Raw genomic sequence first — 26343 nt, forward strand, 5'->3', positions numbered from 1 at the left:
TAAGCCGGCGCCGGCCGAGATCAGCTCGATGTCTGGATGTCTTCCCTGTGCACGAGCGAACGGCGCGAGGTTTCGGGGATCGTCAGCACGACGAGGAAGACCAGCACGGAGACCGCTGCCATGTAGATGGCAGGCGCGATCTTGCTGCCGGTCTGGAGGATGAGCCAGGTCCCGAGGAAGGGCGCGGTGCCTCCGAAGATCGTGTAGGCGAGGTTGTAGCTGATGGCCGAGGCGCTGAAGCGCGTGCGCGTCGGGAAGAGTTCGAGCAGGGCGATGCCGACCGGTCCCCAGAACAGGCCGCAGCCGATGGCGAGCAAGCCCTGTCCGATGATCGCGGAGGCGAGCGTGCCCTGCGCGGCGATGAGATAGGCCGGAATGCACGCCAGCGCGTTGACGACGAGGCCGAGGATCAGGATCGGCTTGCGGCCATAGCGATCCGACAGGCCGCCGCCGACGATCATCATGACGAAGGCGAGGGACAAGGCGACGCTGTTCGAGATCAGCGCGGCGTTGGAACCGAGCCCGACCGTCGCCGTCAGATAGCTCACGAAATAGCCGGCCAGCGTGTAGAAGCCGAGGCTCGAGAAGGCGGCGAGCGCGAAGCTGTAGCCCATCTGCTTCTTCTGGTCGCGCATGGCCTCCGCGATCGGCGAGGTGGCGACGCGCTTCGCCGCCTGGGTGGCCTTGAAGGCTGGGGATTCGTCGACCTGGTGGCGGATGTAGAGGCCGATGAGCGCGAGCGGGCCGCCGATCAGGAACGGGATGCGCCAGCCCCAGGATGCGTAGGCGTCGGCGGTCAGGACATTGGTCAGCAGCAGCACGAGCAGCGCAGCCGCGATCGGAGGCAGGTTGGCGAAGGAATAGGTGAAGGCGACATAGAGACCGCGCTTCTCGCCGGGGGCATGTTCGGCGACGAAGGAGTTGGAGCCGACGGTTTCGCCCGCGGCCGAAAGGCCCTGGATCAGCCGGCAGATCACGAGCAGCACCGGCGCCATGATCCCGATCTGCGCATAGGTCGGCAGGAGGCCGATGGCGACCGTCGCCCCGCCCATCATCAGGATCACGAGGGAAAGGACGCGCCGGCGCCCGATCCGGTCGCCGAGGCTGCCGAAGACGAAGCCGCCGAGGGGGCGCATGACGAAGCCGACGGCATAGATGGCGAATGTCGAGAGGAGCGCGGCCGTCGGATCCGAATTCGGGAAGAACAGGCGCGCGATGATCGCCGCCGAGTAGGCGTAGACGACGAAGTCATACCATTCGACGAACTGGCCGAGCGCGGCCGAGGTCAGCACCCGGCGCAGGCTGCTCTTCTCCGCAGCGGCGGAGGGAGCGCCGACAGCGGTGCTGGAGTGGGCAGTCATCGGATTTCCTCCATGCATTCTTCTTGTCCGGAACCGCCCACGCCGCCCTTGTGGTGGTGGGCTGATCCTTCAGGTCTTCTGGACGATCGCGTAGCGGCGGTGCTCCAGGCAGGGTAGGGTCCGACGCACCTCGAGCAGGCGCGCGCGGGAGATGCGGGCTATGGCGAGCCCCTGCTCGGCCGCGACGAGCGCGGTGGGCAGGCCGGCGGGATCGATGATCATGCTGTGCCCGACGGAGAGCGGCGGAGGCTGGCACGAGGCCGCGACGAAGCAGGTGTTCTCGATGGCGCGGGCCTGCAGCAGGGTCTGCCAATGCAGTTCCTTGAGCGGACCGCTCACCCAGCCGGAGGCGACGAGCAGCACATCGGCGCCGCGGTCGACCAGCAGCCGCGACATTTCCGGGAAGCGGATATCGTAGCAGTTCATCAAGCCGAAGCGCAGGCCGTCGAGCTCGAACAGCGTCAGCTCCCCGAAATCCGGCTGCAGCGGCGCCGTCTGGTTCTTCTCCGATTCGCGGTAATGGAACGCGTCGTAGAGATGCAGCTTCTCGTAGCGGCCGAGAACCGTGCCCTCCGGGCTCCAGGCCACCATGGTGTTGGTTGCGAGCCGGCCCTGGCCTTCGCCGTAGAGGCCCGCCACGATGGCGACGTCGTGCTCGATCGCCAGATCTCGCAGGGCGGCTTCGAAGCGGATGCCCTCGCTGCGGGCGACTGCGGCAATCGCCTCGGCGGAGGCGGTAAAGTCGAACATCGCCGCCTCGGGGAAGACGACGAGCCTGGCTCCGCGGGAGGCTGCTTCCGCAGTCAGGCGCGCGATCGCTTCCAGATTGGCGCCGATGTCGGGCCCGCCCACCATCTGGGCCACCGCAATGACGACATCGTTCGGATCCGGGCTGACAGGCGCCATGTTCTTCCTCGGCTGACCCTGCCTTTGCGCGGCAGGCACAATGCGGCGCAAGCGTCGCACCGTATTGGAAGCCGGATTTGACAGGGGCGGGCGCGTCCTGTCCAAGATCAATTCTGTCATGATTGATGCTGAATCGTTATCAGTCGGCCATCTGCCCGACCTGGCTCGCCTGCGGTATTTCCTCGCCGTCGCGGATTGCCTCAGCTTTCGGGAGGCCGCGCAGCGCCTGAACGTGGCGCAGCCGGCGATCAGCCGGGCGATCCGGCAACTGGAGCGCGAGCTCGGCTTCCCCGTGTTCGAACGGACGACGCGGAAGGTCGTCCTGACCGAGGCGGGCGCGGCGCTGCGCAGCGGCAGCGCGGAAGCGCTGGAGCGCCTGGCGGTGGCCCTGCGCCACGCAGCCCAGGCTGCGGCCGGCGAAGCCGGCGAATTGTCGCTCGCCTATTCGGCCCAGGCCGTCCATGGGCCGATGGCCGAGATCGTGGTCGGCTTCCGCTCCGCCATGCCCAACGCCCGCATCCATCTCAACCTGATGTCGTCGCAGGAGCAGATTCCGGCGCTCGAAAGCGGCCGGCTCGATGTCGGCTTCCTGCTCTCGGCGGCATGCAAGTCGCCATTGTCCCACATCGTCGTCGCGCGGGAGCGCTTCGTCGTTCTCGTCTCGAAGCATGATCCTCTCGCGGGCCGGGCTTCGATCGCCCTGTCGGAGCTGTCGGAGCGCCCTTTCGTGATCGGCACGATGCGGCGCTGGCACAGCTTTCGTTCCCTGGTGAACCATGCCTGCCTGTCGGCGGGCTATCTGCCCAGAGTCGTCGAGGAAGCGGATGATGTGCCGCTGCTGCTGCAACTCGTCTCGCTGCGCAAGGGCGTGACCCTCTACGGGGCAGCGATCGGGCCGACGCTGCTGCCCGACATTGCGGCGGTTCCGGTCGCCGACGAGCATGCGACCTTCGACGTCAGCATTGCCTGGAACGCGGCCAGGGCCACGCCGCTGTTGAAGGCGTTCATCGACTTCACGCGCAGCCACGCTGCGAAAGGCGATGCGGGAGCGGCGTCCCCGTCGCCGTGACGATAGGGATGACGCGCAAGATAGATCGTTGCAGGGCTTCCCCTGCCTCGGCTCACGCCGCAGCAGAATCCGCCGCCGGCGCGACATTCTGATTCATCCGAAAGAGGTTCGACGGATCGTAGCGTCGTTTCAGACCGGCGAGGCGGCTATAGCTGGCGCCGTAAGCCTCCTGGACGCGATCTCCCTCGTCGGCGGGCATGAAGTTGATATAGGCCGTGCCCGCGGAATGCGGCCTTGCGGCGTTGAAGAGGTCGCGGGCCCAGCGGATGCAGCTCTGGTCCATGCTCGGTTCGCGCCAGCGTGCGTGAACATTCATGACGAAATGGGAGGCGCGCTGCGGAAACGCCGTGGCGGCAGCGGGCACCCGGCCTGCCGCTCCGCCGACATGCGCGATGAAGATCTCGCATTCGGGCCCCGGCAGATGGCCGACCGCGCCCACCAGGAGTTCGATCGCCGCATCCGAGAGATCGATGAAGTCGTGGCTCTTCCAGTAGTTGCGAGCGCCGGCCGCGAGGAGCGGGTCGAAAGCCTGTTGCCATGCCGTGAACGGCGTCGGGCCGACCACGTCGGCGATCGGCGTTCCGATCGAGCGCAGCCGCTTCGTCGCCTTCTCGCCTTCGGCGATGTCCCCGCAATAGCACGTGGCCAGGACCAGCACTTCCTTGCCATGCCATTCCGCAGGGAGGAACGGCAAAGGCGGAGCCTTGCGCATTACGGCCCAGCAGGTCAGCTCGTCGGGGGAGCCTTCGAGCGCTGCGCGATATTCCTTAAGGACCTTCCCGGCCTCGCTGAACGGATGCACGACAAGCCCCGACAGGACTTGCGGACCGAGCTTCTGCAGCCGGAATTCGAACGCCGTCACCACCCCGAAATTGCCACCGCCGCCGCGCAGCGCCCAGAACAGATCGGGCTCCTGCGTCGCGCTGGCTCGCCTCAACTCGCCGTCGGCCGTGACGATCTCGACCGACGACAGGTTGTCCAGGGTCAGGCCGAATTTCCGCGTGGTCCAGCCGAAGCCGCCGCCCAGGGTCAGCCCGGCGATACCGGTCGTCGAATTGATGCCGGTCGGCACCATCAATCCGAAAGCCTGTGTCGCTGCGTCGACATCGGCGAGCGTCGCGCCGGGCTCGACCCAGGCGCGCTGCGCCGCCGCCTCGACGCGGACCGCCTTCATCTGCGACAGATCGATCATCAGGCCGCCGTCGCAGACCGCGTTTCCGGCGATGCCGTGCCCGCCGCCGCGCACCGAGACGAGCAGCCCGTTGTCGCGCGCAAACCGGACCGCGGCCGCGACATCCGCGGCAGCCATGCACCGTATGATCAGCCCGGGCCGGCGATCGATCATCCCGTTCCAGATCGCACGTGCGTCATCATAGGCTTCGTCGTTCGCATCGAGGATGCTGCCGCGGATTTGCGAGGCAAGCGCCTCGATGGCCGAGGGATCGATGGTCCGCCGTCCGGCTGCCAGTGTCGTGAGGCTGTGCGCAGGCATGGTGGTTCCTCCCGAAGGCATGGTTGTGTGCCGCCCCCCGGCAGCCGGAAATCTGCGCCCGATCCTCGCCCCGCTCCGTGATGCGGATCACACAGGGACTTCCATGCGCTGAAAGCCCCCGCGACTTGTGCATCGGGCGCCGCGGAAACTTCGCCACGGCTTGTCCGGGTCGACGTGCGCGCTGACAGGAACCTGCCGGATCTGATATCGTGGAAAGGCGCGACCCCGGCCGGGCCGCGCGCGCCTTGCATGGCCTATGCCTCGCCCGGCTTGCCGGGCCATCCGGTTCCTTCACGCCCTGTTTCGGTTGCCATCGCCTGCAAGTGGAGTCCGAAACGGGGCGTCGCAAGCTTTCGATGCGTGTCATTGCCATCCGCACGTTCATTCGCGGCAGCGCAAATGGTCGGATTGTTCAGTTATATTTGGAAAAATAGCTGGCTTGAGCAGATAAAGATCATCTGCATTGCGCTATTGTCTTTGCCTTTCTACTATTTCTCGCTCGATCTGCCGCGATACATCATCGCCGACGCGCTGCAGGGGCGGGCATTCGCGGGCGGGCAGGAGACGGCGAAGCTCTTTCACCTCACGCTGAACCTGCCGCAATCGCTGGGTGGTCCCCGGACGCTGTTCGACGGAATCTGGCTCGACAGGCTGTCCTATCTCTTCGCGCTGTCGGGGCTCTTCCTGCTGTTCGTCCTGATCAACGGCGGGTTCAAATACCTCATCAACATGCGCAAGGGGGCCTTGGGCGAGCGCCTGCTGCAGCGCCTGCGCCTCGATCTGTTCTCGGCGGTGCTGCATTTCAAGCCGGAGGCGCTCCAGCGGATCAAGCCTTCCGAGGCGGCGACGATCATCAAGGACGAGGTCGAGCCGGTCGGCGGTTTCGTCGGGGACGCCTTCGTTCAGCCGATCTTCCTAACCGGCCAGGCGCTGACCGCGCTCGTCTTCATCTTCGCCCAGAATCTCGCGCTTGGCCTGATCGCAGGGGGGATGATCCTGATCCAGGGGATCCTCATCCCCCGCCTGCGGCGGGAGCAGATCCGCCTGGCGCGGCAGCGCCAGATCGCTTCGCGGGCCTTCGCCGGAAAGATCGGCGAGGTGGTCGAAACCCTGGCGGAGGTCGCCAATCACGGCACGGCCGCGGTGGAGAAGGGCCTGATCGCGCAGCGGCTGGAGCTGCTCTTCGGCATTCGCTATCGGCTCTATGCGCGGAAATTCGCGGTCAAGGCGCTGAACAATCTGCTGGCGCAGATGACCCCGTTCCTGTTCTACGCCGTCGGTGGCTATTTCGCCCTCGCCGGCCGTCTCGACCTTGGCCAGCTGGTCGCTGTCATCGCGGCCTATCGCGATCTGCCGACGCCGGTGAAGGAATTGATCGACTGGGACCAGCAGCGGCTGGACGTCGAGGCCAAGTTCCAGCAGGTCGCCGAGCATTTTGGCCTGGACGGCAATCCCGGAGCAGGCACGCCTGGCGGAGACGGCGATGCGGCCAGCCTGCCTGCCGCGGGCATGATCGTGGCGCAGGACCTGACCGTCACGAACCCGGCCGGGGAGCATGTTCTGGACCGGGTTTCGGCCTCGCTGCCGCTGCAACGGCATATCGCATTGTCGGGCGGAGCAAGCGAAGGCGCGGGCATTCTGGCGCAGGTCCTGGGCGGGGGCCTTCATGCCAGCAGCGGCCTCGTGACGATTGCCGGCCGGCCTCTCTCGGCGTTGTCGACGGGCATTCGCGGCAAGGAGATCGCCTATCTCGGCCCGGAGCCCGTCATTCTCGACGGGAGCCTGCGGGACAACATCCTCTACAGCCTGCGCAGGGCACCTGCGGACGCATCAGCTCCGGCCGGCTGGGCGATCGATTATCGCCGGGCGCAGGCAGACGGCGAGGCAGCACTCGACGTCAAGCTGATCGAGGCGCTGAGGATCGTCGGCCTCGCCGAAGCGGTCTTCCGCTTCGGACTTGCCGCCAGGCCGGGCTCCGAGATCCCGGGCGAGCTGGTGGCCCGCATTTCGGACATCCGTACCCTCATTCGCCGCAGGCTCGCCGAACGCGGGGCCGAGGCCGCGATCGAGCCCTACGACCCCGCGCGCTACACGCGCAATGCGACGATCGGCGAGAACATCCTGTTCGGAGTCCCGACCGAGCCTGGATTGATCGGTGCGAAGCTCGCCGAAAATGCCCTGACCCGCGAGATTCTGGACGAGCTGGCCCTGACGGATGTGCTGTGCGGGATCGGGCGCCGCATCGCCGCGACGATGCTGGACATCTTCCGTGATCTCGCCCCCGGCCATGTTCTCTTCGAGCAGTATTCCTTCATCGCGGCCGAGGATTTCCAGCACTATCGCGAGGCGCTGGGGCGGATGGAGGCCGGAACGGGCAGCGAAGCCGATCGCATGCGACTGATCGGGCTGGCGTTTCTCTACAGCGAACCGCGGCATCGTCTCGGCTTGCTGGACGCGGCGGTCGAGGCCCGCCTTCTCGCGGCCCGTACCGCCTTTCGCGACCGCGCCTCCGCCGGGCTGGCGCACGCCATCGCCTTCTACGACCCGCAGCGCTACTGCGCCGCGGCCCCGCTGCGGGACAATCTCCTGTTCGGACTGGCGGCGCAGGGCACGGCCGACGAGGTTCTCCACGATACGCTGGCGGAGCTCGAGCTGGACGGTAACGTCTACCGGCTGGGCCTCGAGCGGCCTGCCGGTTATAGCGGGCGGCTGCTCTTCCCGGCCATGAAGGCGCAGATCGCGCTGGCGCGCTGCCTCATCAAGCAACCGCAACTGCTCATCCTCAATAATGCCTTCGGCGCGTTCAGCCAGAGCGAGGCGCGACAGATATTGACCCGCGTCCGGGCGGCGATGGCCGGGCGAAGCCTGATCGTCGCGGAGCGCGATCTCGCCGACGGCTTCGATCTTCACGTCAGGTTCGACGGGGCGAGGCTGGCGGCCCTGCGATCCGTCGCGGAGGTCGCATCCGGCCAGGCCGAGCGGCCGGTCATCGAGGCCGGGGCTGAGGGGCCGGCGGCGACCGGCAGCGGCGAAATCCAGGCCTTGCGGCGCGTGCCGATCTTCAACGGGCTCGATGCCGCACGGCTGAGGCTCCTCGCCTTCACCGGCGAGCGCACGACCTTCGCCGAGGGCGAGGTATTGTTCCGGCGCGGGGACGAGGCGGACGCAGCCTATGTCCTGCTCTCGGGCACGGCCGATGTGGTGATCGCGATCGGCGAGGATGGCTCCGTCCGCGGATGGAGCGTCGCCGAGAATGCCATCATCGGCGAGATGGGCCTCGTTATGGACGATCCCCGCTCGGCCACTGTCGTCGCGACCTCCGATATCGTCGCCCTCAAGCTGCGCAAGGAGGTCTTCCTGGCCTTGCTCGCCGAGTTCCCGCAAATGGCGCTCTCGGTCACGCGGCTGATGATCAAGCGCCTGCGCGACAATGCGGCGGCGACGAGCCTGCCCAGCTCGGCCGGCGCTGCCCGAGACTTGTGACGACTGCGGCGGGCCGCTCACGGAGCGACGTAGCGCATCTCCAGCCGTTGCGGCGGGCCGAGGTCGCGGTGAGCGCTTGAGATGGTGCGGAGGCTCGCCGGTTTCCGGTCGATCTCGTACATGCGCAGCAGCCGCACGCTTTCGAGATCATGCTCCCGCCGCGCAGGGCTCTCCGGCGCGGCGGATTCGGCCAGGCAGGAGCTGAAGGCAAAGTCGGTATAGGCCGGCAGCTCATAGGACTCCCATCCGTCGGTTCCCATCGGGCTGGGCCGTTCCATGATCCATTCCGCGGTGGCACCACTGACCAGCAGACCGGCAGGCGCGCGCGCATCGAAGGCCTGCAAGACGATGCCCTGGCTGGCGTTCTTCAGATTGCAGCGCACCGTCCTTTCGTCGAGCACGGTCAGGATGGCACTGATCTGGTCGCCGGCCGCCACGGGCAGCGCCAGATCCAGCACCGGGAGGTCGAGCCCCCGTGCCCACCATTGAAACCAGGCCGAATATTCGGCCTTCGCGGGCGGTCGCGCGAGCCACCTCTGCCTTGTGCCGATCTGTGGGAGTGATGAATCGGGATAGAATTTCTGGCCGTCGAGACCGATCCAGGTCGAGCTTTGAAATTCCGACGCGCTGCCGTCGGCTGGAGCGGACACGCTGGGCACCGTCCAGCTCGCCATGACCGAGACCAGGCTGCGCCCGTCGCGCGGCATGACGTAGCCGCCCGACCAGTTCAGGCTTTTCTGCGCTGGCCGTGTCTGTGGTGCGGCGACCGCCAGGACGAGCTCCATCATGGTGGGGGCGGGCGGGACCAGCGCCGGAAGGAAGCGCAGCGCAGGCGCGTCATCGCGCTTCCGAAGGAAGTTCCGGCGAAACGCCGCCGCCGCCGGGTTCGTCCCGTACTCCATCGGTGTCGGCAGGCCGAACCACTCCAGATCGTCGTCGGAGGCCACAGCGGGATCGAAAGGCTCCAGCGGCATGGGGAGGAGCTTGATTGCCGAATCCTGCGACAGCGCCCCGGCGGTCTCGCCCATGGGATTCCTGACCATCGCCGACCTCCTAGACCGGCTTCCATTCGGCGGCTGCCGCGGTTGCCGCCGCGCCGAAGGCCTTGAGCGTGTAGTCGCTCTCGCTCTGCCCGGTGCCCGTGTGCTCGGACAGCGTCGCGAAGACCGTCGTCGCCAAGGTTTCGCCGGCCATCGAATCGCTGGGATAGTGCAGCCCGGCGATCTCCCGATTGCGAGCCACCCGTCGCGCGAGCGCCTTGAGGGTCTCGGCTACCGCGATCTTCTCGGCTTGCGGCAGCGCCGGCGTCACGATGTCCAGCACATGCTCGATGCAGGCCGCCATGAGATGGGCCTGGGTGGCATGGCCGCTGGGATAGGCCGCATGCCCAGGAACCGGGATGGGCGGCAGCAGGGCAGGGCATTCCCAGGACGGGCGCGGCCGCTGGAAGACATGCTTGTAGTAAAGCGCGGTGTAGGAGGCCAGCAGGCTGGCGATATGCAGGACCCGGAAGGTCTGCGGATGCGATCCCGGGGCCATGGCCAAGGCCTCCATGAAGGCCGTGATGAATTCGGCATCCTGCGTCAGGATCTCGCCCAGCGCCGCAGCGCGCTCGTCGCGGGCGGCCACCAGGAGGTTCTTGATCTCCAGTGCTTGTTTCGTCTCGCCGCCATAGGCCGTGTTCAGATCGAGCAGGATATCCGCCAGGCTGTCATGCAGCGTCACGGTGTTCCAGTCGGTCGCCGCGAATTCCGCGAGAACGCGAAAGGCATACCAGCGCGCGGCCCAGTTGCGGTCGGCGAACGCGACCGATTTTCCGCCGGTGCCGGCGTTCAAGAACAGGACCGTCTTTTCGGGACCGCCGTTGGGGTCCTGGAGGATGTGAACGACCCTGCGCAGATCCCGGATCCGCTCCCCGCTGGTCGCCGCCTCCATCGAGAACGGAAAATCCGCTCTCTCCGCGAGCAGCCAGCTCGTACCGTCGCTGCCGACGCCGGCGCTTCCAGCGTTGCCGGTATTGCCGGTGTTTCCCGTATTTCCTGTATTGCCGGTCATGGCTCGGACCCCGAACGGTTGCTGTTGCGGCAAAGTCGTTAGGCCAAAGGTTCAGTCAGGCAGGCCCGCCCTTCGCAGATGCCCGAGCCATTGCCCCAGAATGGGCGGCAGGAACGGACAGCGTGGCGCATAGATGGCCAGCCGAAAATCCGGCTGGACCAGCAGAAGGCGATCGACCGCGTTTGTAGCTTCCGTCAGCCGGCCCGCAGCCATCAGGCTGGCGACGAGGATCCGCAGCGTAAATCGGATCGAGGGGTTGTGGGCAACGGCGCTGCGCGCCCAGCCGACGGCCTGGTCGTAGTCACCATTGACGTAATGGGCCTGGGCAAGGATGCCCTCGTGAAAGAAGCGATAGGGATCGGCCGGGGCCAGGCGTTGCCCGGCCTCGGCGTGCAGGACCGCAAGCGGACCATCGCCGATGAAGCCGCGCGTGGCGCTGCTCATCGTCCAGGCCATTGCCACGCTCGGCCCGGCCTCGATCGCACGATCGAGAAAGCGCTGGGCCGTGACCATGTCGCGCAGGAAAAACGCCTGAACGTGGCCATAGATCGCGAGAGCCAGTGCATCGTTGCCGTCGTGTTCGATGGCGGCCCGCGCGCGTTCGGCCGCGACCTGCGCGTCTCCCTCCGGATCGGGCGATCCGAACTCGCCGACGCGGAAAACATGCCAGAGCGCCGTATAGGTGAAAGGCGGCGCATAGGACGGGTCCAGCGCCATCGCCTGCTGCAAGAGCCCGCGCGCGCGGGCAAAGCTGTCGCTGTCCATCTTGTAGAGGAGGTCGAGCGCCTGGAGCAGCAGGTCATAGGCGGTCATGTTCTGCGGATGCTGCCGAAGGGCGCGCTGCAGCTCATGCTCGCGCACATGGGGCGCGATGGTCTTGACGAGCTTCAGCGAGATCCGATCCTGCAGGTCGAAGAGTTCGCCGACCTTGCCGTCATAGTGATCGGCGCTGAGCACGGCGCCGTTTTCGTTGGCGATGAGCTCGGTGCTGATGCGGACGCGCCTGTCGGACAGCGCGACGGTGCCGTCCATCACGTAGCGGACGCCGAGCTTGCGCCCGACAGCAACCGGGTCGATACGCCGCCGGCCATATTCCAGGGTGGAGCCGCGCGAGATGACGAACAGCTCCTTGAGCCCCGACAGCGACTGGATGATCGAGTCGACGACGCCGTCGGCCATGGTGCTCTTATGGAGCCCGGAACCGTTCATGCGGAAAGGCAGGACGGCGATCGATGCCCTCGCATCCATGCCGGCGGGGCTTTCGCCGATCTTTCGAGGAGCCGAGCCTGCTTCTGACCGAAGGGCGAAGGCGCGCACCGGCTGCTTGTGGTTGCGCAGGAAGATCTCGCCCATGTCGGAGGCAAGCGATCGCGTCGCTTCATCGACCCGCGCGAAGACCGCTTCCGATACGATCACTCCCCCTTGCTCGGCATAGGATTGCAGCCGGGCAGCGACATTGACGCCGTCGCCGTAGATGTCGCCGCCGTCGAAGATGACGTCGGCGAGGTGGATCCCCATGCGGAACGCGATGCGCAGGGCGATGGGCTGATCGGCCGTCGCGGCGGCGAGGGCACGCTGGAGCGACAGCGCACAGCGGGAAGCGGCCGGGGCGCCGTCGAAGGTCGCCAGGAATCCGTCGCCCGTGTTCTTGACGATACGCCCGCCATGCTCGCCGACGCAGGGCTCGATCAGGTCGGCGCGCAGCCGCATCAGGCGATGATGCGTATCCTCCTCGGCCGCCTCGCTCAGACGCATGTAGCCGACCACGTCGGCAGAAAGGATGGCGGCCAGATGGCGTTTCATCGTCGCGACGAAGCTCTCGGATCCGGAACCGGTCCGCACCGATCCGGATAGCCAGCAATGCGTCAGCCTCGACGGAATGCTGGCATGGCAGCCTTGTCCGGTCCACCTCAAAGCGCCCGGTTTCGGCATCTGGGTTCCGTTAGGGAAATGCCGGGAACGGCATGCGCGCGAATTTCCGGCTCGCGGGGGACCGTGCCCCCGCCTCGTCGGCCGGCGGCCAGCGCCGTGGCGCTACGCTAATCCCGATAGAGGATGTCGATCCGCGTCAGCCCGATATCGCTCAGCGTATGGTCGTCGAGGGGCTCCGGGTCCCATGTCCGGTGGGCGCTGCCGGTCCATGCCAGCCAGCGACGCAGGACCGGGATTGCGCGCGATGGCGGTCCCGGGGGCGGGGCTGCGCCATTTCCGGCGCTCCCTGCGCGGTCGCCCGGTGTCTCCAAAGGTGATAGGTTCAACGGCGTGTGATCGCGGCTCTGAGCGTGCTGCACGGCGAAACTCCCGTCCCCGTCGGCCCCCGCCATTGCCGCCGATGGCGGTCGTGGCGGGCGATGGGGACGAGTTTCTCCGCCCTTTCCGCTTCAGGTTCTGTGCGCCGGATCACATAAGCTCGGGCTGCCTGACAACACCGGATGTCGAGGCCACAGGATGAGCGATGACCCTCGCCGGATCGCGAGCCTTCTCTCGGCAAACCCGTTCTTCGCCGGGTTCGCGCAAGGCACCCTCGACAGGATCGCTGCGATCTGCCGGCAGCAGCATCTGGCGGCGCGGGAGGTGCTGTTCCTGAAAGGGGACCCGAGCAACGGGCTCTACGCCATCCGGCGCGGGCTGATCCGCATCGGCACGACCGACGATCTCGGCCAGCAGTTGACGATGAACGTGCTCGGAGGCGGCGACGTCTTCGGCGAGATCGCGCTCCTCGACGGCCGTTTCCGGACGGCGGATGCGGTGGCGCTGGAGGACACGGACATGTTCTTCCTGCCGCGCCGGGACTTCCTGCACCTGCTTTCGAGCGAGCCTGCGATCGCATTGCATGTGATCGAGCTTCTGTGCGGCCGGCTGCGCGATGCGATCGACCGCATGGAGGAGAGTGCGTTCCTGCCGGCCGAGACAAGGCTGGCGCGGCGCATCCTCATGCTTGCCGTCGATTACGGGATGGTGGTGCGCGCTTCGCAGGAGGAGCTCGCATCACTCGCCGGCGTCACGCGCGAGACGGTGAACCGCCAGCTCCAGAGGTGGAAGCGTGCCGGCGTTCTCGTACTCGGGCGCAAGCGACTGGAGATCCACGATATCGACGACTTTCGTCGCCTGACGGGGATCGCGACGCTGGGACCGCGTACGCGGTAGCTTTCACTGGCTCTCCGGGCTGCCTGCAGGCCTATTTCCTGTCGCCGATCACCGCGGCGAAGATTGCGATCGGCTTGTCGAAGCCCTTCAGGATCCGCGCATCCAGCTCGATGAGCGGAAGGCGCGAACCGACGGCGCGAGCAGCGACACGGTCCATGAGAATCTCGAAATCGCCCGCGATCGAACACAGGCGCGCTGCGAGATTCACGACGTTGCCGACCGCGGTATAGTCGAGGCGCCCCCCGGAGCCGATCCGCCCGACGGTGGCGAGCCCCATGGCGAGGCCCACGCCAAAGCCGAGGCGATGGTCGAACGCGCGCCGGGCGGCCAGCAGCTTCTGCACATCGATCTGCATGTCGTGCGCCATCTCCAGCGCTTGCAATGCCGGATCCGCGCAGGGAACAGGGGCATTGAACAGCACCATCGCCCCATCGCCGGAGAAATTCGTCAGCGTTCCCTCATGGGCTGTGACCACCCTTTCGAGGACGTCATAGTATTCGCCCAGGACGCCCATGACGGCCTCGGGCTCGGCCCGCGCCGAGAAGGCGGTGAAGCCACGCAGATCACAGAACAGGACGGCGACTTCGACGCGTCGTCCGTCGAGCATGTGATCACCCCCCGTGCGATCGATGAGCTCGGCGACCTGCGGGGCCAGGAAACGCCTGAGCCGGCTGATGCGTTCCGAGCGCTCCTGCGAGAGCGCGAGCTCGCCCGCCATCTCGTTGAACCGGGTCGCGAGCCGCTCGAGTTCGTCCCCGGTGGCGAGATTGATCCGGTGATCGAATTGCCCGGCGCCGATCCGGGAGGCTCCGTCCTCCAGAAGGTGGATCGGCCCCGTCATCCGATGCGTCAGCCAGTAGGCGAGCGCCGCGGCAAGGATCGCGCCGGCAACGAGCAAGGCCGCCGTGCGCCAGAGAGCCGCGTAGATCGGGCCGAAAGCCTCGACCAGGGGCTGCTTGACGATGACGCTCCAGCCGACATTGCCGATCGGCGCCATCGCGGCGAGGACCGTGTTCCCGGTGACGTCCTGCCCGGCGATCGCCTGGCCCGGGCGGGCGAGGATCGCGGCACGCAGTTCCCGGAGCGGCCGCGTCGCGGTTTCGTCGGCACGCAACACCAGGCTGATGTCCGGATGAGCGATCAGGCGGCCTGGCCGATCGAGTACGAAGGCCTCCCCGGTGCGTCCGACGCGGATCGCCAGGATCACGTCCCAGATGAATTTGAGGTTGACCTCGGCGATGGCCACGCCGGCAGCCGCGCGGTTGCCCGCGACCGCCATGGTCATGAAGGGCTCCGAGCCGCCTTGAAACGCCACGGGGCCGTACCAGACGCGATGGGAGCGAGCTTCCGTCACGGCGGGATTCCCGGAGCGGTCGGCGCCGCTCTCGAACCTGTTCAGGCCGATACGGGACACGAACAGCCGTTCCCGCCCCGAGGCATCGACGAGGCTCAGGCTCTGGATGGGAGGGACTTGCCGCAGCACGAGCAAGGCATCGAGCCTGCGCTTGTCATCGGCATTCTCCGACCATGGCAAAAGGACCGCCCATCCAAGCTGATCACGGATTCCTTCCATGAAATCCTGGATCTTGGCCGCAGCTGCCCGTGCCTCGGCGTCGAGCAGGTCATTGAGGCTGGCCCGTTGATCGCGATAGCCGAACCAGGCCTCGCCAACACCGGCGACCAGGAGCGGAATGACGACCGCCGCGAACAGTGCGAGGAAGTACTTCCTGAACAGCGACATGCGCGAGGCGGCGGGGGGATTGGGCACGGGGTTGGCTCACGCGACAGATGACCGGCCGGGTTATTCGATCACGAAATCGGCACTGCTCAGAAGCGAAGGCGGGACGGAGAGACCGAGCGCGTTCGCAGCCTTGAGATTGATGAACAGCTCGACCTTCGTCACGCGCTGCACCGGCAGTTGCGACGGCTTCTCGCCCTTGATGATGCGGCCGGCATAGGCACCGGTGTGGCGGTGCGACTGCAGGAAATCGCCGCCGTAGCTCATCAGGCCGCCGGCGATCGGGAAATCGCGCGATTGGGTGATCGCCGGTACGGCATGGGCGACCGCAAGCGCCGCCAGGCGAGGGCTGCGATAGGCGAAATAGGGATCGGAGGTGAAGACGAGGCCACCGGCTCCGACCTGAGCAACGCTGGCGAACAACGCCTCGAATTCCTGTTCGGTACTGGCTTCGAGCTGCCGCAGCTGCAATCCGAGGCTGTCCGCCGCGGCCTGGAGGTTCCTGATCTGTGAGTTTGCGGTCGGGCTCGTTCGATTGACGGCGATCGCGAACAGCCTGGCGCCCCGGCGCAGCTCCGCCATGAACTCCAGCCGCTTGCGAGAGACCTCCACGCTCAGGCTTGATACGCCGGTGAGATTGCCCCCCGGCTGGGACAGGCTGTCGACGACGCCGAGGGCGATGGGGTCGCCCCCCATCTCGAACACGATCGGAATCGTCATCGTCGCCGATTTCGCCGCGAGCGCGACCTCGGCTCCGCCGGGGGCGACGATCGCGACCACCTGACGATCCGCCAGCTCCTTCGCCAGCGCCGGCAATCGTTGATAGTTGCCTTCCGCCCAGCGATACTCGACCGCCAGATTGCGCCCTTCGACGTATCCGGTCTCGGCCAGTCCCTCGCGGAAGGCCGCGAGCCGGCTGGCGTAACGCTCGGGTGATTCCGAGCCAAGATATCCAAGCACCGGCATTGCGGGCTGCTGCGAGCGGGCCGGGACGGCCCACGCCGCGGCGCCGCCGGCGAGCAGGATGAGATCACGGCGGCTGAGTCCATCGGCGGCTCTGGCCGAGGCGGAGGGCAAGAAGCGCAAGGCCGTCTCTCCTTCCAACCAACATCGTATGTTTGCTTGAGGCCTTCGAATGCTAGTCCAACTGCTCGGCGGCGGTAAATCACATCAGCAGACAATCGAGGATGACGTAGAGTTATATCAGCCGGCGGGCGTGGGTCTCTACCGCGCTCTCGTCCGCGTCGCAGCAGAAATCATGCCCGCCCGCGTCCACGGCAGGCTTCGAAGAGGCTGGAAGCAAGCGGGCGTGCCGACGACCAAATCGGGAGATGGGTCCCGCCCGCAGCTGGCCTCGTCGTGAACCGGGTTGCCACGGTTCCGGCACGGAAACCATGCGGAAAGCGCAGCCGCAGCCCAGTTTTATGTCGCCGGGCCGGGTCGGATTGGACGCCGGCCGGCAGGTGCTCCGTCGCCTCTTGACCGGTTATGATGCATCATAATATGATGCATCATAATTCGAGAAATGCCCCCGAGAGGGCTTCCGGCGGGAAGCCTTCAGGTCACAAGAGGTCGGCCAGCCAAGACGAGTAATTTTGGGTCGGAAATAAGAACGGTTTGCGAATAATCGCAAATAATAAGAATTCCCGGAGGAAATCATCATGTTTCAACTGACGCGACGCGGCGCGCTCGCCGCTGGACTTATGCTTGCCGCCACCGCCGGCGCAACGGCTCAGGAAACGCCGGTAAAGGGCGGAATTCTGAACATGATCGCGCAGCCGGAGCCCCCCATGCTGATGGTGGGCCTCAATACGCAGGGGCCGACGCTCTATGTCGGCGGGCAGATCTATCAGAGCCTGCTTACTTACGGCAAAGACCTGCAGCCGCTGCCGTCCCTGGCCAAGTCCTGGGCCGTTTCTCCGGATGGCCTGACCTATACGTTCACCCTGCAGGACAACGTCAAATGGCATGACGGAAAGCCGTTCAGTGCCGACGACGTCGTGTTCACGGCCGACAAGTTCCTGCGCGAGTCGCATCCGCGCTGGCGTCTGATCGCGGCGACCTATGTCGAGAGCATCACCGCGCCCAGCCCCAACCAGGTCGTCTTCAAGCTGAAGAAGCCGTTCTCGGCGTTCCTCTACGCCTTCGAGCTGAGCTCCTTCCCGGTCATCCCGAAGCATCTCTATGACGGCACGGATTACCGCACCAATCCCGCCAACCAGACGCCGATCGGCACTGGCCCGTTCAAGCTCAAGGAATGGAAGCGCGGCTCCTATATCCACCTCGTCCGCAACGAGGATTACTGGAAGCCGGGCAAGCCCTATCTCGACGAGCTCTATTTCCGCATCATCCCGGATGCCGCCTCCCGCGCGGTCGCCTTCGAGAAGGGCACGGTCGATGTGCTGCGCGGCGGCGACGTCGAAGGCTTCGAGGTCCGCCGGCTGGTCAAGCTGAAGGATGTCGAGAGCACGACCAGCGGCTGGGAGGTCTATGGCCCGCTCGTCTTCATGCAGCTGAACCAGCGCAAGATGCCGTTCTCCGACAAGAATGTGCGCAAAGCCCTGATGCACGCGATCGACCGCGACTTCATCGTGAAGAACATCTTCTTCGGCCTGGGCAAGGCCGCCACCGGCCCGTTCGCGTCGACGACGCTGTATTACACGCCCGAGGTCACGGCCTATCCCTTCGACATGGCCAAGGCCAAGAAGCTGCTCGCCGATGCGGGGATCAACCCGGGGGACTACAGCGTCAAGCTGATGCCCCTGCCTTATGGCGCGGCCTGGGACCGGATGGCCGAGTACATCAAGCAGCAGATCTCGCAGCTCGGCTTCAAGATCGACATTCAGGGCGTGGATGCCGGCGGGTGGTCCCAGAAGACCTCGGATTTCGACTTCGATATGACCTTCAACTTCACCTATCAGTATGGCGAGCCGGCCCTTGGCGTGGCCCGTCACTATCTGTCCAGCAACGTCGTCAAGGGCACGCCCTACGGCAACAACCAGAACTATCTGAATCCGAAGGTCGACGCGCTGCTGGCCGAAGGCGCGAGCGCGGTCAGCAAGGACGTTGCGACCAAGGCCTATGCGGAAGCGCAGAAAATCCTCGTCGACGACGTGGCGCTCAACTGGCTCTACGAGATGCAGAACGTCACGATCAACCGCCAGAAGGTGAAGAACCTCGTCAATACCGGTATTGGCCTGAACCAGTACATGGACGAGGTCTGGATCTCCAAATAAGCGCGCCGATCAAGCCCGGGCCGGCATCCTGCTGTCGGCCCGGCCCTGCGTTATGCGGCCGTCGGGAGAATAGTCTTGAAATCCCTCGATTTCGTGTTTCAACGCCTGCTCAAGGCGGCCTTCGTCGTGCTCGGCGTCGTCATCCTGAACTTCCTGCTGGTTCACATGGCGCCGGGCGATCCCGCCTCCGTGCTGGCCGGCGAGGCCGGAGCGGGCGATGCCAAATACATCGCCCAGCTGCGCGCGCAGTTCGGCCTCGACCAGCCGCTCTATCAGCAGCTCTGGACCTATCTCCGGGGCGCCCTGACCGGCGATCTCGGCTTCTCCTACCGCAACCAGCTGCCGGTGATGACGCTGATCCTCGACCGGCTGCCGGCGACATTGCTGCTGACCGGCTGCGCCTTCGTGTTCTCGCTGGTGCTCGGCATCCTGCTCGGCGTCGTCGCCGCCTATCGGCGCGGCAGCGTCACCGACAGCGCGGTCATGACCGGCGCCCTGATCTTCTACGCCACGCCGCTGTTCTGGGTCGCCCTGATGGCCGTGCTGGTGTTCTCGCTGCATCTCGACTGGCTGCCGCCCTTCGACATGGAAACCATCGGCGGCGGCTATACCGGCTGGGCCCGGGCGCTCGATATCGGGCATCACCTCATCCTGCCCACCGTCACGCTCGGCCTGTTCTTCACCGCGATCTATACGCGCCTGACGCGGGCTTCGATGCTCGAGGTGATGTCGCTCGACTTCGTCAAGACCGCCCGCGCCAAGGGTGTGCCCCAGGCGCGGATCATCCGGCGGCACGTGCTGCGCAACGCGATCCTGCCGGTCTTCACCTTCGCCAGCATGCAGGCCGGGCAGCTCGTCGGCGGCGCCGTCCTGACCGAGACCGTGTTCGCCTGGCCCGGCATCGGGCGCCTGATGTTCGACGCGCTGCTGCAGCGCGACTACCCGGTGCTGCTGGGCGTGTTCCTGGTCACTGCAGCCGTCGTGGTCATCGTGAACCTGATCTCGGACCTGCTCTACCGCTTCGTCGATCCGCGCATCGAAGCCGCAAGCTGAGGATCGCTGTCGTGAAATTCTTCCAACGCTACGCCAAGAACTACGGCGCTCTCATCGGCCTCGGCATCCTGATCGTCGTGGCGATCGTCGCGCTTGCCGCGCCCCTGCTTTTCCCGGTCAGCCCGTGGCAGAGCGTCGGCGACCCGCTGCTGGCCCCATCCGAGGACCCGGCCTTTCCGCTGGGCACCGACATGCTCGGCCGCGACATCGCCGCCGGCCTTGCCTATGGCGCGCGCGTCTCGCTGCTCATCGGCCTGATCTCGACGGCGGTCGCGGTCGTCATCGGCGTCTCGATCGGCGCCCTCGCGGGCTACTATGGCGGCAGGATCGACGACGTGCTGATGCGCTTCACCGAGTTCTTCCAGACCATCCCGGCCTTCGCCATGGCCATCGTCCTGGTGGCGATCTTCAACCCGAGCATCACCTCGATCACGCTCGCCATCGCGATCGTCTCCTGGCCGCCCGTGGCGCGCCTGGTCCGCGGCGAGTTCCTGAGCCTGCGCTCGCGCGAGTTCGTGCAGGCGGCCGTGGTGATCGGCCAGAGCGGCCCGCGCATCATGTTCACCCAGATCCTGCCGAACGTGATTTCCCCGATCATCGTGACGGCCTCGCTCATGGTGGCGACCGCGATCCTGACCGAGAGCTCGCTGTCCTTTCTCGGTCTCGGCGACCGCAACATGATGAGCTGGGGCTTCATGATCGGCGCCGCCCGCACGATGCTGCGCGAGGCCTGGTGGATGAGCGTCTTCCCGGGCGTCGCCATCCTGCTGACGGTGCTCGCGATCAACTTGATCGGCGAAGGCCTCAACGACGCGATGAATCCGCATCTGCGCGGACGGAAGGACTGACATGACCGGTCAATCCACTCCTCTGCTGCGCGTCGAGAATCTGTCGATCCCGCTGCCTGCCGGGCTCGACCGCGCCTTCGCCGTCGAAAAGATCTCCTTCGACCTGCAGGCCGGCGAGATCCTGTGCATCGTCGGCGAATCCGGCTCCGGCAAGTCGCTGACCGCCAATGCCATCATGGGGCTTCTGCCGCGCTATCTGCAGCCGAGCGGCGGGCGGATCCTGTTCCGTGGCCAGAACCTGCTCGCCATGAGCGAAGCGGAGCTGGAGACCGAGCGCGGCCGCGCGATGGCGATGGTGTTCCAGGAGCCGCTTTCGGCCCTCAATCCGCTGATGAAGGTCGGGGACCAGGTCGCCGAAGTCCTGGAGGTCCATGGCGAGAAGAACGCGACGATCCGCGAGCGCCGCGTGCTCGAACTGTTCGAGTTCGTCGGGCTTCCGGACCCCGCGAGTTTGCGCAATGCCTATCCCTTCCGTCTTTCGGGCGGGCAACGCCAGCGCGTGATGATCGCCATGGCGCTGGCGCTCGAGCCGGCGCTCCTGATCGCCGACGAGCCGACGACCGCGCTCGACGTCACCACCCAGGCCCAGATCCTCGACCTGATCCGCAAGATCCAGCAGGCCAAGGGCATGGGCGTGATGTTCGTCACCCATGATTTCGGCGTGGTCGCCGACATTGCCGACCGCGTCGCGGTGATGGAGCGCGGCGTCATCGTCGAGCAGGGGCCGGCCGAGGAGATCCTGAACCGTCCGCAGCATCCCTATACGCGGCGCCTGATCGCTGCCGTCCCCCATCGCGAGGACAGAGACGCGGCGCCAAGCGCGACCGGTGCCGACGGCGCGCGGCTGCTCGAGGTCAAGGGGCTGCGCAAGGTCTATCGCAGCGGTGGCGGCTTCTTCTCCAAGCCGCGCGTGGTCAACGCCGTCAACGACATCAGCTTCAGCCTGCGGCGCGGCGAGACGCTCGGCGTCGTCGGCGAATCCGGGTCAGGGAAATCGACGCTCGGGCGCTGCCTGCTGAAGCTCACCGAGATCGACGCCGGCGAAATCCTGTTCCACGGCAAGGATATCGTGCCGCTCTCGGCCAGCGCCTTCCGCCCGTTGCGGCGGCACATCCAGATGATCTTCCAGGATCCGTTCGCCTCGCTCAATCCGCGCCAGACGGTCGGGCGCATCCTGACCGACGGTCCGATGGCCAACGGCGTGTCGCAGGCCGAGGCCGAACGCAAGGCCCGCGAACTGCTGGAACTGGTCGGGCTGGAGGCTTCCGCCTTCGATCGCTATCCGCAGGAATTCTCGGGCGGGCAGCGCCAGCGCGTCGGCATCGCGCGCGCGCTCGCGCTGGAGCCCGAGCTTCTGGTTGCCGATGAAAGCGTCTCCGCGCTCGACGTCTCCGTCCAGGCGCAGATCCTGACGCTGTTGCAGGAGCTTCAGGCCAAGCTGAACATCGCGATCATCTTCATCACCCATGACCTGCGCATCGCGGCGCAGATCTGCGACCGCATCGCCGTGATGCATCGCGGCGAGATGGTCGAATACGGGCCGCCGGAGCAGATCTTCGACGCACCGCAACACGCCTACACGCAGCGCCTGATCGCCGCCATTCCCGGCTCCCACTGGAATCCGCGCCTGGCCGTGCTGGAAGGAGAAGCACGATGAGCGGAACCAGCCCGATCCCCGCGAGAGCAGGCGGCGATATCCTCGTCCGCCATCTCATGCTCAACGGCGTGCGCCGTGTCTTCATGGTCGCCGGCGAGAGCTTCCTGCCCTGCATCGACGCCCTTTACGCAAATCGCGACGCGATCGAGACCATCTCCTTCCGTCAGGAAGCCGGGGCGGCCTTCGCTGCGGAAGCGCATGGCAAGCTCACGGGCGAAACCGGAATCTGCTTCGTCACGCGCGGGCCCGGCGCGAGCAATGCCTGCATCGGCGTGCACACCGCCTATCAGGACGGCACTCCGATGGTGCTGTTCATCGGTCAGATCGGCTCGGATACGGTCGAGCGCGATTGCTTCCAGGAAGTCGACTACCGGCGCATGTTCGGGCCGATGGCCAAATGGGTCGCGAGCATCGATCGCACGGACCGGATTCCTGAGTTCGTCGCCCGGGCCTTCCAGGTCGCGCGCAGCGGGCGGCCCGGCCCGGTAGTGCTGGCGCTGCCGGAGGACACGTTGTGGGGCAAGGCGGCCGTAGCCGATGTCCCGCCGACGGAGCGCGCCCACCCTCATCCCGCGCCTGCGGAGATGGAGCGTCTGGCGGCCTTGCTGGAGGCGGCGGAGCGCCCGTTCATGATCGTGGGCGGGGCGGGCTGGAACGAGCAGGCCCTGGCTTCCATCCGCGGTTTTGCCGAGCGTTACGACCTGCCGGTCGGCGTGTCCTGGCGGCGGCTCGAATGCTTCGACAATCGCCATCCGAACTTCGCCGGCCATGTCGGCTACGGCATGGACGGCAAGCTGGCGCGGCGCCTGGAGGAGGCCGACCTGCTCCTGGCCGTCTGTACGCGCCTCGACGAGCCGACGACCGAGGGCTACGTGCACGTCACCTGCCCGATACCGCGCCAGAAGCTCGTGCATGTCCATCCCGATCCGAACGAACTCGGCCGGGTCTATCGGCCGGAGCTCGCCATGGTCGCGGATCCGACCGGTTTCGCTGCCGCGGTGTCCGGGCTCGCGCCCCGGACGAGCCTGCGCTGGGCCGGTGCCGCCAGGGCCGCGAACGCCGATTATCTGGCGACGCTCCAGCCCGGACCGATGCCCGGCGAAACCAATCTCGCGGAAATCTCGGCTTCGTTGCGTCAGACATTGCCCGAAGACGCCTGCGTGACGCTCGGCGCCGGCAATTTCGCGCTGTTTCCACACCGCTTCCTGCAGTTCTCGGGATTGGGCACGCAGGCCTCCCCGATCTGCGGGGCGATGGGCTACGGCCTGCCCGCGGCCATCGCCGCCAAGCTCGCTTTCCCGCAGCGTCCGGTGCTCTGCTATGCCGGCGACGGCTGTTTCCAGATGACGATGCAGGAGCTGGGGACTGCCGCCCAGAACAAGCTCGGGATCGTCATCCTGGTCTTCAACAACGGCATGTGGGGCACGATCCGCCAGCATCAGGAGCGCGAATACCCGGCCCGGGTTTTCGGCCTGTCACTGACCAATCCCGACTTCGCGGCACTGGTTCGCGCCTATGGCGGGCACGGCGAGACCGTGGCGCGGACCGGTGACTTCGGCCCGGCCTTCGAGCGCGCGCAGGCTTTCGCAGAGCGTGAGTCGATGCCGGCCCTGATCGAGATTCGCTACGACCCGGACGGGATCACGCCCGACACGACGCTCTCGGCGGTGCGGGCTGCCGCGCTCGCGCGGGCGGCCGCATAGGCCGGGAACAGGACGACAGGAGCAAGGCGCCATGCGAGCATTCTTTCACCCCGACCAGAGCCTGCACGACCCTCAGCAGTTCATGCAGGTCGGCCGCATCCGCGAGCCCAAGGACCTGCCGAGCCGGACCGAGGCGCTGCTGGGGGCGCTGAGACAGCGCGGCATCGCGACGGAGCAGCCCTCCGACTATGGCACGGCGCCGGCGCTGACCATCCATACGCAGAGCTATCTCGACTTTCTGGAAAGCGCCTACGAGCGCTGGCGGCAGGTTCCGGAAGCCGGCCCCGAGGTCCTGCCCAATGTCTCGCCCTACTGGAACGGCCGGCCCGACATGGCGCATCGCCGGCCTTGCCGCTCGAACTGGATCGTCGCGGAAGCCGGCTACTATCTCGGCGACATGGCGGTTCCGATCGGCCCCAATACCTGGCTGTCGGCCTTGCGCTCCAACCACACCGCGGTCGCGGCGGCGGACGCCGTGATCGCCGGCGAGGCCGCGAGCTATGCGTTGTGCCGGCCCTCGGGGCATCATGCCCGCGCCGACCGGGCCACGGGCTTCTGCTATCTCAACAATTCGGCCACCGCGGCGGAGCGGCTGCGCCAGCGCTTCGGCAAGGTCGCCGTGCTCGACGTCGACGCCCATCATGGCGACGGCACGCAGGAGATCTTCTACCGCCGCAACGACGTGCTGACGGTCTCGATCCACGTCGATCCCAACAGCTACTACCCCTACTATATCGGCTACGCGGACGAGCTCGGCGAGGGGCAGGGCGAGGGCTGCAACGTCAATCTGCCGCTGGCGCCCAAATCGAACGATGCCGCCTTCCATCAGGCGGTGGACAGGGCGCTCGATAAGGTCCGGGAGTTCGGTGCCGAAGCGCTCGTCGTGGCGCTCGGCTACGACAGCCATCGCGAAGACCCGATCGGCCTGCTCGACGTCTCGACGGCCGGGTTCCGCGGCATTGGCGAACGGATCGGCGCCGCGGGGCTGCCGACCGTGATCGTTCAGGAGGGCGGCTATCAGATCTCGGTCATCGGCGATTGCCTCGGGGAGTTCCTGGACGGGCTTATGACCCGCTGAAGCCATCCGCATCGCTTGCTAGGGAGTCAAAACAGGTCATGACGCATAATCTCCAGTTCTACATCGACGGTTCCTGGGTCGCTCCGGCGGGTGGCGCCACGCTCGACGTCGTCAATCCGGCCACCGAGGAAGCCTATGCGCGCATCGCGATGGGCGAGCGGGCCGATGTGGACAAGGCCGTCGCGGCGGCGCGGCGCGCCTTCGCCTCCTATTCGCGCACCAGCCGGAAGGAGCGGGTGGAGCTGCTGAGCAGCGTCATCGCCGTCTACAAGAAGCGCTATGACGAGATGGCGGCCGCGATCTCCGACGAGATGGGCGCGCCGCTCGGCTTCGCGCGCGACGCCCAGGCGGCCGCGGGTCTCGGCCACCTGTCGCAGGTGCTGGAAGTGCTCAAGACCTTCGAGTTCGACGAGGTCATCAATCGGACGTTGGTCACCCGCGAGCCGGTCGGCGTATGCGCCTTCATCACGCCGTGGAACTGGCCGATGAACCAGATCACCTGCAAGGTCGGCCCGGCGCTCGCCACCGGCTGCACCATGGTGCTCAAGCCCAGCGAAGTGGCACCCATGTCCGGGCTGCTCTTCACCGAGATCATGCATGAGGCGGGCGTCCCCGCCGGCGTCTACAACATGGTCAATGGCGACGGTCCTTCGGTCGGCGCGACGCTGTCCTCGCACCCCGATATCGACATGGTGTCCTTCACCGGCTCGACCAGGGCCGGCATCGCCGTGGCACGCGCCGCGGCGGACACGGTGAAGCGCGTCGCGCAGGAACTGGGCGGCAAATCGCCGAACATCATCCTGCCCGGTGCGGATCTGTCGAAGGCCATCACCCATGGCACCCGCCAGTGCTTCAGCAACAGCGGCCAGTCCTGCAACGCCCCGACGCGCCTGCTGGTGCCGCGGGACCAGCAGGAGGCGGCGATCGAGATCGCTCGCAAGGTCGCGGAGCAGACGGTCGTCGGAGATCCGCGCGACGCGGCGACGACCATCGGCCCGGTCGTCAGCAAGGTGCAGTTCGACAAGATCCAGGCGCTCATCGAAGCCGGCATCGCGGAAGGTGCCCGCCTCGTGGCCGGCGGCCCCGGTCGCCCGGAAGCCCTGAACAGGGGCTATTATATCCGCCCGACCATTTTCGCGGATGTGCGCAACGACATGACGATCGCGCGCGAGGAGATCTTCGGACCGGTGCTGTCGATCCTGCCCTACGAGACCGAGGAGGAGGCGATCGCCATCGCCAATGACACGGTCTACGGGCTTTCGAGCTACGTCACCGCCGCCAGTCTCGATCAGGCCCGCAAGGTCGGGCGTCAGATCCGCGCCGGCATGGTGCATCTCAATGGGGCGCCCGGCGACCTTGCGGGTGCCTTCGGCGGCTACAAGCAATCCGGCAATGGCCGGGAATGGGGTAAGTTCGGCTTCGAGGACTTCCTGGAGGTCAAGTCGATGTTCGGCTTCGAGGCTGCCTGAGCTGTGGCGGGGCGGGGCTGCGTGCCAGACCCGCCCCGCCAGGCCGGC

The 26343-nt window shown here is 66.6% G+C and carries 18 protein-coding genes; 10 read left to right on the forward strand and 8 right to left on the reverse strand.

Annotated elements, in window-relative coordinates:
• Positions 1-20: 20 nt before the first annotated feature.
• Together B5Y19_RS05370 and B5Y19_RS05375 are read right to left on the reverse strand one after the other, a co-directional pair.
• Positions 21-1361: an MFS transporter gene (locus B5Y19_RS05370; protein WP_055726758.1), complete on the reverse strand. Its 1341-nt coding sequence runs from the start codon at positions 1359-1361 to the stop codon at positions 21-23.
• A 69-nt stretch (positions 1362-1430) separates the two neighbouring features.
• A complete protein-coding gene (locus B5Y19_RS05375; RefSeq protein WP_079591184.1) occupies positions 1431-2267 on the reverse strand; it encodes a carbon-nitrogen hydrolase family protein in 837 nt (278 codons plus the stop codon).
• A gap of 118 nt (positions 2268-2385) precedes the next feature.
• Here B5Y19_RS05375 and B5Y19_RS05380 point away from each other — a divergent pair, with 118 nt between their 5' ends.
• Positions 2386-3336 carry a LysR substrate-binding domain-containing protein gene (locus B5Y19_RS05380; RefSeq protein ID WP_055726760.1) on the forward strand — a complete coding sequence of 317 codons (951 nt, stop codon included), beginning with the start codon at positions 2386-2388 and terminating at the stop codon, positions 3334-3336.
• A 52-nt stretch (positions 3337-3388) separates the two neighbouring features.
• Here B5Y19_RS05380 and B5Y19_RS05385 read toward each other — a convergent pair whose 3' ends face one another.
• The gene (locus B5Y19_RS05385; protein ID WP_079591186.1) at positions 3389-4828 is read right to left on the reverse strand and encodes an FAD-binding oxidoreductase; all 1440 of its coding nucleotides are present in this window, start codon (positions 4826-4828) and stop codon (positions 3389-3391) included.
• A 471-nt stretch (positions 4829-5299) separates the two neighbouring features.
• Here B5Y19_RS05385 and B5Y19_RS05390 point away from each other — a divergent pair, with 471 nt between their 5' ends.
• A complete protein-coding gene (locus B5Y19_RS05390; RefSeq protein ID WP_176168567.1) occupies positions 5300-8311 on the forward strand; it encodes a cyclic nucleotide-binding domain-containing protein in 3012 nt (1003 codons plus the stop codon).
• Between the two features lie 17 nt (positions 8312-8328).
• Here B5Y19_RS05390 and B5Y19_RS05395 read toward each other — a convergent pair whose 3' ends face one another.
• From B5Y19_RS05395 to B5Y19_RS05405, 3 genes are read right to left on the reverse strand one after another with little or no spacing between them, the layout of a single operon-like run.
• Positions 8329-9354 (reverse strand): G1 family glutamic endopeptidase, encoded by a 1026-nt coding sequence (locus B5Y19_RS05395; RefSeq protein WP_079591188.1) that lies wholly within the window; start codon positions 9352-9354, stop codon positions 8329-8331.
• A 10-nt stretch (positions 9355-9364) separates the two neighbouring features.
• Positions 9365-10366 (reverse strand): phosphatase PAP2 family protein, encoded by a 1002-nt coding sequence (locus B5Y19_RS05400; protein ID WP_055726764.1) that lies wholly within the window; start codon positions 10364-10366, stop codon positions 9365-9367.
• Positions 10367-10417: 51 nt separating this feature from the next.
• Positions 10418-12169 carry an adenylate/guanylate cyclase domain-containing protein gene (locus B5Y19_RS05405; protein WP_176168568.1) on the reverse strand — a complete coding sequence of 584 codons (1752 nt, stop codon included), beginning with the start codon at positions 12167-12169 and terminating at the stop codon, positions 10418-10420.
• A gap of 645 nt (positions 12170-12814) precedes the next feature.
• Between B5Y19_RS05405 and B5Y19_RS05410 the strand changes: the two genes are divergently transcribed.
• Positions 12815-13513 (forward strand): Crp/Fnr family transcriptional regulator, encoded by a 699-nt coding sequence (locus tag B5Y19_RS05410; protein ID WP_055726766.1) that lies wholly within the window; start codon positions 12815-12817, stop codon positions 13511-13513.
• 31 nt (positions 13514-13544) lie between these two features.
• On the opposite strand, the gene B5Y19_RS05415 is transcribed toward B5Y19_RS05410, so the two are convergent.
• Both B5Y19_RS05415 and B5Y19_RS05420 read right to left on the reverse strand, forming a co-directional pair.
• A complete protein-coding gene (locus tag B5Y19_RS05415; RefSeq protein WP_055726767.1) occupies positions 13545-15254 on the reverse strand; it encodes an adenylate/guanylate cyclase domain-containing protein in 1710 nt (569 codons plus the stop codon).
• Between the two features lie 60 nt (positions 15255-15314).
• Positions 15315-16217 carry an ABC transporter substrate-binding protein gene (locus tag B5Y19_RS05420; RefSeq protein WP_079591234.1) on the reverse strand — a complete coding sequence of 301 codons (903 nt, stop codon included), beginning with the start codon at positions 16215-16217 and terminating at the stop codon, positions 15315-15317.
• A 695-nt stretch (positions 16218-16912) separates the two neighbouring features.
• Here B5Y19_RS05420 and B5Y19_RS05425 point away from each other — a divergent pair.
• The 7 genes from B5Y19_RS05425 (at position 16913) to B5Y19_RS05455 (ending at position 26295) form a co-directional block, all read left to right on the forward strand.
• Positions 16913-18487, forward strand: a complete 1575-nt coding sequence (locus B5Y19_RS05425) for an ABC transporter substrate-binding protein (protein WP_055726768.1) — start codon at positions 16913-16915, stop codon at positions 18485-18487.
• A gap of 75 nt (positions 18488-18562) precedes the next feature.
• Positions 18563-19540, forward strand: a complete 978-nt coding sequence (locus B5Y19_RS05430) for an ABC transporter permease (protein ID WP_055726769.1) — start codon at positions 18563-18565, stop codon at positions 19538-19540.
• Between the two features lie 11 nt (positions 19541-19551).
• Positions 19552-20388 carry an ABC transporter permease gene (locus tag B5Y19_RS05435; protein WP_055726770.1) on the forward strand — a complete coding sequence of 279 codons (837 nt, stop codon included), beginning with the start codon at positions 19552-19554 and terminating at the stop codon, positions 20386-20388.
• Between the two features lies 1 nt (position 20389).
• Positions 20390-22045: an ABC transporter ATP-binding protein gene (locus B5Y19_RS05440; protein WP_055726771.1), complete on the forward strand. Its 1656-nt coding sequence runs from the start codon at positions 20390-20392 to the stop codon at positions 22043-22045.
• Positions 22042-23748 carry a thiamine pyrophosphate-binding protein gene (locus B5Y19_RS05445; protein WP_055726772.1) on the forward strand — a complete coding sequence of 569 codons (1707 nt, stop codon included), beginning with the start codon at positions 22042-22044 and terminating at the stop codon, positions 23746-23748. The genes B5Y19_RS05440 and B5Y19_RS05445 overlap by 4 nt, the downstream gene beginning before the upstream one ends.
• 31 nt (positions 23749-23779) lie before the next feature.
• Positions 23780-24826 carry a histone deacetylase family protein gene (locus tag B5Y19_RS05450; RefSeq protein WP_055726773.1) on the forward strand — a complete coding sequence of 349 codons (1047 nt, stop codon included), beginning with the start codon at positions 23780-23782 and terminating at the stop codon, positions 24824-24826.
• A gap of 38 nt (positions 24827-24864) precedes the next feature.
• The gene (locus tag B5Y19_RS05455) at positions 24865-26295 is read left to right on the forward strand and encodes an aldehyde dehydrogenase family protein (protein ID WP_055726774.1); all 1431 of its coding nucleotides are present in this window, start codon (positions 24865-24867) and stop codon (positions 26293-26295) included.
• The last annotated feature ends 48 nt before the right edge of the window (positions 26296-26343 follow it).

Origin of the sequence: Allobosea thiooxidans, from assembly GCF_900168195.1 — a bacterium.
GTDB classification, from domain to species: Bacteria; Pseudomonadota; Alphaproteobacteria; order Rhizobiales; family Beijerinckiaceae; genus Allobosea; species Allobosea thiooxidans.

Excerpts from the sequence above, each read along its gene's own strand:
- B5Y19_RS05370 (WP_055726758.1), bottom strand. The coding sequence starts at position 1,361 with ATGACTGCCCACTCCAGCACCGCTGTCGGCGCTCCCTCCGCCGCTGCG.
- B5Y19_RS05375 (WP_079591184.1), bottom strand. The coding sequence starts at position 2,267 with ATGGCGCCTGTCAGCCCGGATCCGAACGATGTCGTCATTGCGGTGGCC.
- B5Y19_RS05380 (WP_055726760.1), top strand. The coding sequence starts at position 2,386 with ATGATTGATGCTGAATCGTTATCAGTCGGCCATCTGCCCGACCTGGCT.
- B5Y19_RS05385 (WP_079591186.1), bottom strand. The coding sequence starts at position 4,828 with ATGCCTGCGCACAGCCTCACGACACTGGCAGCCGGACGGCGGACCATC.
- B5Y19_RS05395 (WP_079591188.1), bottom strand. The coding sequence starts at position 9,354 with ATGGTCAGGAATCCCATGGGCGAGACCGCCGGGGCGCTGTCGCAGGAT.
- B5Y19_RS05400 (WP_055726764.1), bottom strand. The coding sequence starts at position 10,366 with ATGACCGGCAATACAGGAAATACGGGAAACACCGGCAATACCGGCAAC.
- B5Y19_RS05405 (WP_176168568.1), bottom strand. The coding sequence starts at position 12,169 with ATGAAACGCCATCTGGCCGCCATCCTTTCTGCCGACGTGGTCGGCTAC.
- B5Y19_RS05410 (WP_055726766.1), top strand. The coding sequence starts at position 12,815 with ATGAGCGATGACCCTCGCCGGATCGCGAGCCTTCTCTCGGCAAACCCG.
- B5Y19_RS05415 (WP_055726767.1), bottom strand. The coding sequence starts at position 15,254 with ATGTCGCTGTTCAGGAAGTACTTCCTCGCACTGTTCGCGGCGGTCGTC.
- B5Y19_RS05420 (WP_079591234.1), bottom strand. The coding sequence starts at position 16,217 with ATGCCGGTGCTTGGATATCTTGGCTCGGAATCACCCGAGCGTTACGCC.
- B5Y19_RS05425 (WP_055726768.1), top strand. The coding sequence starts at position 16,913 with ATGTTTCAACTGACGCGACGCGGCGCGCTCGCCGCTGGACTTATGCTT.
- B5Y19_RS05440 (WP_055726771.1), top strand. The coding sequence starts at position 20,390 with ATGACCGGTCAATCCACTCCTCTGCTGCGCGTCGAGAATCTGTCGATC.
- B5Y19_RS05445 (WP_055726772.1), top strand. The coding sequence starts at position 22,042 with ATGAGCGGAACCAGCCCGATCCCCGCGAGAGCAGGCGGCGATATCCTC.
- B5Y19_RS05450 (WP_055726773.1), top strand. The coding sequence starts at position 23,780 with ATGCGAGCATTCTTTCACCCCGACCAGAGCCTGCACGACCCTCAGCAG.
- B5Y19_RS05455 (WP_055726774.1), top strand. The coding sequence starts at position 24,865 with ATGACGCATAATCTCCAGTTCTACATCGACGGTTCCTGGGTCGCTCCG.